This is a genomic window from Mesorhizobium sp. M4A.F.Ca.ET.050.02.1.1 (genome assembly GCF_003997725.1).
Classification (GTDB): domain Bacteria; phylum Pseudomonadota; class Alphaproteobacteria; order Rhizobiales; family Rhizobiaceae; genus Mesorhizobium.
In genome coordinates this window covers 1-7878 of sequence record NZ_RZSG01000238.1, presented here as the reverse complement: position 1 = coordinate 7878, position 7878 = coordinate 1, and the positions used below count along the sequence as shown (strand labels likewise).

Sequence of the window (7878 nt, the reverse complement as noted above, 5' to 3'; positions counted from 1 at the left end):
CATTTCAACATTCCAGAATGGGTGGCGGCCGGCTACGACGAGGCGTTCATCAGCTCCTACCTCAAGTCCGAGGGTGACAGCTACAATCATCCGAACGCGGCGATCGAGCCGCGTATCCCCGGCATCTTCCAGTACTACAGCGCCGCCGAGGACATCCTGGCCAACACCTTCGCCGGCAAGATGAAGGCGCAGGAAGGCGCCGATGCCATCGCCGCCGCCTGGGAGAAGCTGACCGACCAGATCGGCCGCGAAAACCAGATCAAGCTCTACAAAGCCTCGCTCGGCGTGTAGCCTGATCGTATGATGAACCGGGGTCCGGCGACGCAAAGCCGCCGGACCCTGTTTTGACCGGACGGGCCGGTCGTAAGCTTTTGTATCGACGGACGGGACGCGTGGCTGACCAGACCTTGCCAACCAATGCATGGCCGGCAAACGGCGTTCCAGCCGATCTGATCGCACCCGGCCGCAAGCGGCTCGGTTTCGCCCTGATGGCCGCGGCGACGCTCGGCCTGCTCGCCGTCATCGCGCTGCAGATCCTCTACAAGACGGAAGTCACCACGCTCGGCTTCGATACCTGGCGGCCGATCGTCTATGCCTATGTGCTGTGGGGCGTGGCGCTGGGCATTGGGCAGGTGCTGACGCGCGGCGAGGACGGCCAGCGCGCGCTGTTCCTGCTTCCCGCATTGCTGTTCACCATTGCCATGGTGGTCTTCCCGACCCTGTTCGGCTTCTACATCGCGCTGACCGACTGGAACCTCAGTTCCTTCTCCGGCCGCAAGTTCAACGGGCTCGACAATTTCTGGCAGATGCTGGCCGACCCCTACTACCGCAACGCGCTGTTCAACATGGTACTGTATGTGCTCGCGGTGTTCGTCGAATATGTCATCGCCTTCGGCCTGGCGCTGCTCCTCAACGCGCAGATCCGCGCCCGCAAATTCTTCCGCGTCGTCTTCCTGATGCCGCTGATGTTGTCGCCGGTCGCGGTGTCGTGGATGATCGGCAAGTCGCTGATGGAGTATCGCTTCGGCCCGGCGGCGACGCTGGCGCGATACCTCGGCTGGGACAATCCCGCCTTCTTCTCCAACCCGATCACCGCCCGCATCTCGATCATGGTGCTGGATGCCTGGACCTTCATCCCGTTCATGATGATCATGCTGCTTGCCGGCCTGCAGGCGATGTCGCGCGAGGTGCTTGAGGCGGCGCGCGTCGACGGCGCCACCGCCTGGCAGACCTTCTGGCAGGTCACTTTCCCACTGATGCTGCCGGTGTCGGTGACAGCGGTGATCCTGCGCATCATCTTCAAGCTGAAGCTGGCCGACATCATCATCACGGTGACGTCGGGCGGGCCCGGCGGCGCCACGGATTCGGTGTCGAGCTTCATCTACCGCGAGTACCGCGACCGCTCGAATGTCGGCTACGGCACGATGCTGGCCATGGCCTATCTCGTCATCATCATCGTGTTCGTGACCTGGCTGCTGAAATTCGCCAGCCGCTTCGTGCGCAACGTCAACTGAGCGGCCGGCAACATGAGCGTCCAGACCACCGACTATTCCGTCTCCGAAATCAGCTCGCCGGCGAGCTTCCTGACCAGCCGCGTCTTCATCTATGGCGCGCTGGTGTTCTGGTCCTTCATCTGCCTTTTCCCGATCTACTGGACGATCACGACGTCATTCAAATCGGCGGTCGACGTCACCCAGGGCCATCTGATCCCGTTCGTCGACTTCCAGCCTGACTGGAAGGGCTGGCGCTCGCTCGGCCTGTCGCCGGACTCGATCACGCAGACCTCGACCGTGCGCGACGAGTTCTTCAAGCGCTTCATGAATTCGGTCATCGCCTCGGTCGGCGCATCCGGCCTCGCCATCATCATCGGCAGCCTCGCCGCCTACGGCCTGACCCGCTACCGCTACCACTTCGCCTGGTTCAAGAACGAGGACATCTCCTTCTTCTTCCTGTCGCAGCTGATCCTGCCGCCGGTGGTGCTGGCGCTGCCCTTCCTGGTGCTCTACCGCGAGGTCGGCCTGCTCGACACGCGCGTCGGGCTGATCCTGCTCTACACGCTGATGGTGCTGCCGATCGTCATCTGGATCATGCGCGACCAGTTCAATTCGATCCCGGTCGAGCTGGAGGAGGCAGCGCTCGTCGACGGCCTGTCGATCTGGGGCGCCTTCTTCCGCATCGTCATGCCGATCGCGCTGCCTGGCATGGTCGCGGCCTTCATCCTGGCGATGGTGCTGTGCTGGAACGAGTATTTCTTCGCCGCGCTTTTGACCTCGACCGACGCCAAGACCATTCCCGTCATGGTGGCGAGCCAGACCGGGTCGCAAGGCATCAACTGGTGGTCGATGGCCGCACTCGCCACCGCCGCCATCACGCCGCTTGCCGTCATCGGCATCCTTCTGGAACGCTACCTGATCATGGGCATGACGGCCGGCGCGGTGAAGTAGCCGCCTCCCCTTCTCCCCTTGTGGGAGAAGGTGGATCGGCGCGTCAGCGCCGAGACGGATGAGGGGTGTTCCAGCGGAGTGAGACGTCGGCATTCCCTGGAGCACCCCTCATCCGTCGCCTTCGGCGACACCTTCTCCCACAAGGGAGAAGGGGGAGCTAGGCCCGCAGGATCGACCTTAAATGCTCGAGGATCATGGCGACGCCCTTCCTGCCCAGCTCGGCCGAAGCTTCCGGCGCGCTCGCCGTGTACCAGCTTGTATTGTCGGCGAGGCGGCCGGCGTCGACCGCTTCGGGGCACAGCGCCAGCATCAGCGAGGTTTCGCCGATGCCGGCATGGTCGAACGGGTACCGGCCGTTCATGGCGGCCGACATCAGCGGATGCACCTGGACCCAATTGAAGAAGTTCTCGCCCTTGGCATGGCCTGCATAGTAGTCCGCCATCGCCTCTGAACCCCACCAGCCCTCGCCGCGCTCTTTTTCCAGAAAGCGGAAGATCGCTTGCCGGCCGGCGGCCTTGAAAGCGAGATCGGTCGGCATGCCGGCGGCGAAATTCTCGGTCTGGTGGTGGATGATGGCGTGGATGTTGCGAAAGCCGATGCGCAGCAGGCTGAAGAACAGCTCCTCGGCGAACGGCGCCAGCTGATTGCCGCCGACCTGCACCGAGCCGCTGCCTTCCGGCGGCGCCACCGCATAGCTCGCGGCGCCGTAGTAGAAGGGCGGCAGGATGACGATGTCGGCCTCCTTCCCGAACAGCTCGAGCGTCTTGACGACGGCCAGCGTGTCCATGCCGACGGCCATGTGCTCGCCATGGTACTCGAGCACGCCGAGCGGCAGAGCGACCGGCCAGTTCTCCGTGATCGCCTTGCGGATCTGGTGCGGCAGCATCAATTCGTAACGCATCGCCCTACTCCATATTGGTGTGGCGGGCGCGCATGGCCTCCGGCGAGGCACCGGTCAGCGCCTTGAGCTTCAGCACCATCACCTCGAAGAGCAGGAACAGCGCGCCCTCGAACAGCGACCCCATCGGCAAGACGGAGGTCTTTGCCGTGCCCTGGTCGCTGGCCATGGTCTGCGCCGGAATGAGCAAGGTGAAATCGGCGCGCTTCGTGGCGCTGCCCTCGGCCTCGGCGGTGAGCAGCAGCACCTTTGCGCCTGCGGCCCGGGCAACCTGCATCAGGGTCAGCACCGTGGTGGTCTCGCCCGGTCCGGAGCTGACCAGGAAGACATCGCCCTTGCCGAGCGGCGGTGTGGTCATGTCGCCGACCACCGATACCGACAGGCCGAGATGGTAGAGCCGCATGGCGAAGCCCTTGATCTGCAGCGCCTCGCGGCCGCAGCCATAGACGGCGATCTTGCCGGCGCCGGCGAGCAGGTCGCAGGCGGCGTCGATGCGCGCCTCGTCCACCTTCGCCAACACGTCGCCGAGCTCGTTCAGCGCGATCGCGAACAGATCCGTGCCGGCGCCAGTCATGCGCTTTCCACCTTTGTGCGCGCCTCGAAACGCAGTGGCGATCCTTGCTTCACGCTTTCCCCGAACAGCTTGTTTTTGTTCATGCTATCACCGCGAAAATGCGCGTCCAACGGTCGTCAACGCTTTTGCTGTGCCACGGGCGTGATAGTGTCATGTCAGACAAATCAGCCCCAGGAAAACTCCACGACATGAAGACACGGCATTTCGACCGCATCGGCAATGGCGGCATCGACTTTACCGAGCTCGGCTTCGGCACGGCGCCGCTCGGCAATCTCTACCGCGCCGTCTCCGACGAGGACGCCCATGCCACGCTGGAAGCGGCCTGGAACACCGGCTGCCGCTACTTCGACACCGCGCCGCTCTATGGTCTCGGCCTGTCGGAAACCCGGCTCAACCCGTTCCTGCGCGGCAAGAAGCGCGACGACTATGTGCTGTCGAGCAAGGTCGGGCGCCTGATGCGCGCCTGCCCGCCGGATCAGCGCACCGGCATCGGCAAGTTCTTCGACACGCCGTCGCGCCAAGAGGTCTACGACTATAGCTATGACGGCGTCATGCGCTCCTTCGAGGCTTCGCTGGAACGCCTCGGCGTCGACCGCATCGACATCCTGTTCGTCCACGACGTCGATATCTTCACCCATGGCAGCAAGGAGGCGTCCGACCGTCGCATCGAGGAGTTCATGTCCTCCGGCTATTACGGGCTGCTTTCGCTGCGCGACCAGGGCGTGATCAAGGCCTTCGGCGGCGGCATCAATGAATGGCAGGTCTGTGAGGCGCTGGCCGAGCGCGGCGATTTCGACCTTTTCCTGCTGGCCGGGCGCTACACGCTGCTGGAGCAGGAGGCTTTGCAATCCTTCCTGCCGCTCTGCCAAAAGCGCGGCATCGGCATCGTGCTCGGCGGCCCCTACAATTCCGGCATCCTGGCGACGGGGCCGAAGCCGGGAGCCTTCTATGATTATTCGGAGGCGCCGAAGGAGGTGCTCGATCGCGTGGCGCGCATCGAGGCGGTCTGCAAGCGCCACAGGGTGCGCCTGATCGAGGCGGCGCTGCAGTTCCCGCTGCAGCATCCGTCCGTCGTGTCGGTAATCCCCGGCGGTCAACGGCCGGCCGAGGTCGAAAGCAACCGCGCGCTGCTCGACGTCAAGCTGCCCGCCGCCCTGTGGGTCGACCTGAAGCAGGAAGGGCTGCTGCGCGCGGACGCGCCGACGGGCTGATCCGCCCTGCTGGCGATGGGCAAAAGAAAAGCCGGGCAAGCCCGGCTTTTCTGATCTTTAAAGAAAAAGGTCTTAGTTGACCGCGTCCTTGAGGCCCTTCCCGGCCGAGAATTTCGGCACGGTGCGCGCCGGAATCTTCACTTCGGCGCCGGTCTGCGGGTTGCGGCCGGTCGAAGCAGCGCGTTTTGACACGGTGAAATTTCCGAAGCCCACAAGCCGGACATCGCCGCCCTTCTTCAGTTCGCCAGTGATCACGGAAAACACCGCATCGACGGCTGACTGGGCGTCACCCTTCGAAATGCTCGCGGCATCGGCGACAGCGGACACCAGTTCGTTCTTGTTCATCAAAATTCCCTTCCATGAGAAAACCGGAACTTTCGACTCATCCGGCAGGAAACGGACTTTAGAAAGAAGCGTTCCTGCAACCAAGTCGAAAAAGCGGAAAAAATCCGAAAAAAGCCCGGAATTCCGGGGTTTTTCACATTAAAAAGCCGGGCGCGAGACCCGGCTTTCGTTTTGTGCGCTGCAACTTTAGCTAAAACTAATGCGCAAGCGACTTTCCGGCATCGTCGCCACTGTCGGCCGCGGCCGGCGCGTTTACCGGCTCGACCCACTCGATCGCCTCCGGCATCCGCACCAGCGCGTGGCGCAGCACCTCGCCGACCCGCGAGACCGGAATGATCTCCATGCCGTTCTTCACGTTGTCCGGGATCTCCGCCAGGTCCTTGGCGTTGTCTTCCGGGATCAGCACCTTCTTGATACCGCCGCGCAGCGCGGCCAGCAGCTTCTCCTTGAGACCGCCGATCGGCAGCACCCTGCCGCGCAGCGTGATCTCGCCGGTCATGGCGACATCGGCCTTGATCGGAATGCCGGTCAGCACCGAGATGATGGCGGTCGCCATTGCCACGCCAGCCGACGGGCCGTCCTTCGGGGTTGCCCCCTCCGGCACGTGGACGTGGATGTCACGCTTGTCGAACAGCGGCGGCTCGATGCCGAAATCGAGAGCACGCGAGCGGACATAGGAGGCCGCCGCCGAGATCGATTCCTTCATCACGTCGCGCAAATTGCCGGTCACCGTCATGCGGCCCTTGCCGGGCATCATGACGCCTTCGACCGTCAGCAGCTCGCCGCCGACTTCCGTCCAGGCAAGACCGGTGACGACACCGACCTGATCGTCCGCCTCGACCTGGCCGAAACGGTAGCGCGGCACACCGAGATAGTCGGCGAGATTGTCGGCGGTGATGGTGACCGACTTCTTCTTCGTCTTCAGGATCTCGGTCACCGCCTTGCGCCCGAGCTTCATCAGCTCACGCTCCAGGCTTCGCACGCCCGCTTCGCGGGTGTAGGTCTGGATGATGCCGCGGATCGCGTCCTCGCCGACGGAGAATTCTTTCGGCTGGAGTGCGTGGTCGCGGATCACCTTCGGCATCAGGTGCCGCTTGGCGATCTCGATCTTCTCGTCCTCGGTATAGCCGGCGATACGGATGATCTCCATGCGGTCCATCAGCGGCGCAGGGATGTTCAGCGTGTTCGCCGTCGTCACGAACATCACGCTCGACAGGTCGTATTCGACCTCGAGGTAGTGGTCCATGAACGTCGAGTTCTGCTCAGGATCGAGCACCTCGAGCAGGGCCGATGACGGGTCGCCGCGGAAGTCCTGGCCCATCTTGTCGATCTCGTCGAGCAGGAAGAGCGGGTTGGACTTCTTGGCCTTCTTCATCGACTGGATGACCTTGCCGGGCATCGAGCCGATATAGGTGCGCCGGTGGCCACGGATCTCGGCCTCGTCGCGCACGCCGCCGAGCGCCATGCGGATGAACTCTCGGCCGGTCGCCTTGGCGATCGACTTGCCGAGCGAGGTCTTGCCGACGCCGGGAGGACCGACGAGGCACAGGATCGGCCCCTTGATCTTCTTCTGGCGGCTCTGCACGGCGAGATACTCGACGATGCGGTCCTTGACCTTGTCGAGACCGAAATGGTCGGTGTCGAGCACGTTCTGCGCGAAGGCCAGATCATGCTTGACCTTGGAGTTCTTGCCCCACGGGATCGACAGGATCCAGTCGAGATAGTTGCGCACGACGGTCGATTCCGCCGACATGGGCGACATCGTCCGCAGCTTCTTCAATTCGGCTTCCGCCTTCTCGCGGGCCTCCTTGGAGAGCTTGGTCTTCTTGATGCGCGCCTCGATCTCGGCGGCCTCGTCGCGGCCGTCCTCGCCCTCGCCGAGCTCCTTCTGGATCGCCTTCATCTGCTCGTTTAGGTAGTACTCGCGCTGGGTCTTCTCCATCTGGCGCTTGACGCGCGAGCGGATGCGCTTCTCCACCTGCAGGACGGAGATTTCGGCTTCCATGAAGCCCATCGCCTTTTCCAGCCGCTCCTTGACGGACAGCGTGGCCAGCATCTCCTGCTTCTCGGGGATCTTGATGGCGAGGTGCGAGGCAACCGTGTCGGCGAGCTTGGAATAGTCGTCGATCTGGCTGGCGGCGCCGACCACTTCGGGCGAGATCTTCTTGTTCAGCTTGACGTAGTTCTCGAAGTCGGTGACGACCGAGCGGGCGAGCGCCTCGATTTCGACCTCCTCCTCTTCCGGCTCGACCAGCGCCGACGCGCGGGCCTCATGGAAGTCGGGGCGATCGGTGAACGAAACGATCTTCGCGCGCGAGGCGCCTTCGACCAGCACCTTCACGGTGCCGTCGGGAAGCTTCAGCAATTGCAGCACATTGGCGAGCGTGCCGATGTCGTAGATCGCAT

At 63.5% G+C, this 7878-nt stretch carries 7 protein-coding genes and 1 pseudogene; 4 read left to right on the top strand and 4 right to left on the bottom strand.

What is annotated here, in order from left to right:
* From EOA33_RS17100 to EOA33_RS17090, 3 genes and pseudogenes are all read left to right on the top strand, one after another.
* A pseudogene (locus tag EOA33_RS17100) lies at positions 1-291 on the top strand (sugar ABC transporter substrate-binding protein); the annotation flags it as partial.
* A 101-nt stretch (positions 292-392) separates the two neighbouring features.
* A complete protein-coding gene (locus tag EOA33_RS17095; protein ID WP_126054888.1) occupies positions 393-1514 on the top strand; it encodes a sugar ABC transporter permease in 1122 nt (373 codons plus the stop codon).
* A 12-nt stretch (positions 1515-1526) separates the two neighbouring features.
* A complete protein-coding gene (locus tag EOA33_RS17090) occupies positions 1527-2444 on the top strand; it encodes a carbohydrate ABC transporter permease (RefSeq protein ID WP_126054889.1) in 918 nt (305 codons plus the stop codon).
* Positions 2445-2601: 157 nt separating this feature from the next.
* Here EOA33_RS17090 and EOA33_RS17085 read toward each other — a convergent pair whose 3' ends face one another.
* Both EOA33_RS17085 and hxlB read right to left on the bottom strand, forming a co-directional pair.
* Positions 2602-3345: a creatininase family protein gene (locus tag EOA33_RS17085; protein ID WP_127406127.1), complete on the bottom strand. Its 744-nt coding sequence runs from the start codon at positions 3343-3345 to the stop codon at positions 2602-2604.
* A 4-nt stretch (positions 3346-3349) separates the two neighbouring features.
* Positions 3350-3916 (bottom strand): 6-phospho-3-hexuloisomerase, encoded by a 567-nt coding sequence (gene hxlB, locus EOA33_RS17080; RefSeq protein WP_127406126.1) that lies wholly within the window; start codon positions 3914-3916, stop codon positions 3350-3352.
* 188 nt (positions 3917-4104) lie between these two features.
* On the opposite strand from hxlB, the gene EOA33_RS17075 reads away from it, so the two are divergent.
* Positions 4105-5127, top strand: coding sequence for an aldo/keto reductase (locus EOA33_RS17075; protein WP_126054892.1), 1023 nt, complete (start codon positions 4105-4107; stop codon positions 5125-5127).
* A 72-nt stretch (positions 5128-5199) separates the two neighbouring features.
* Here the strand turns inward: EOA33_RS17075 and EOA33_RS17070 are convergent, their stop codons facing one another.
* Both EOA33_RS17070 and lon read right to left on the bottom strand, forming a co-directional pair.
* Positions 5200-5472 carry an HU family DNA-binding protein gene (locus EOA33_RS17070; protein WP_006201846.1) on the bottom strand — a complete coding sequence of 91 codons (273 nt, stop codon included), beginning with the start codon at positions 5470-5472 and terminating at the stop codon, positions 5200-5202.
* A gap of 196 nt (positions 5473-5668) precedes the next feature.
* Positions 5669-7878, bottom strand: a 2210-nt coding sequence (gene lon, locus EOA33_RS17065) for an endopeptidase La (RefSeq protein ID WP_127406125.1), incomplete at its 5' end; no start/stop codon positions are given.

Coding starts and splice junctions, on each gene's coding strand:
- EOA33_RS17090 (WP_126054889.1), top strand. CDS start 1,527: ATGAGCGTCCAGACCACCGACTATTCCGTCTCCGAAATCAGCTCGCCG.
- EOA33_RS17085 (WP_127406127.1), bottom strand. CDS start 3,345: ATGCGTTACGAATTGATGCTGCCGCACCAGATCCGCAAGGCGATCACG.
- hxlB (WP_127406126.1), bottom strand. CDS start 3,916: ATGACTGGCGCCGGCACGGATCTGTTCGCGATCGCGCTGAACGAGCTC.
- EOA33_RS17075 (WP_126054892.1), top strand. CDS start 4,105: ATGAAGACACGGCATTTCGACCGCATCGGCAATGGCGGCATCGACTTT.
- EOA33_RS17070 (WP_006201846.1), bottom strand. CDS start 5,472: ATGAACAAGAACGAACTGGTGTCCGCTGTCGCCGATGCCGCGAGCATT.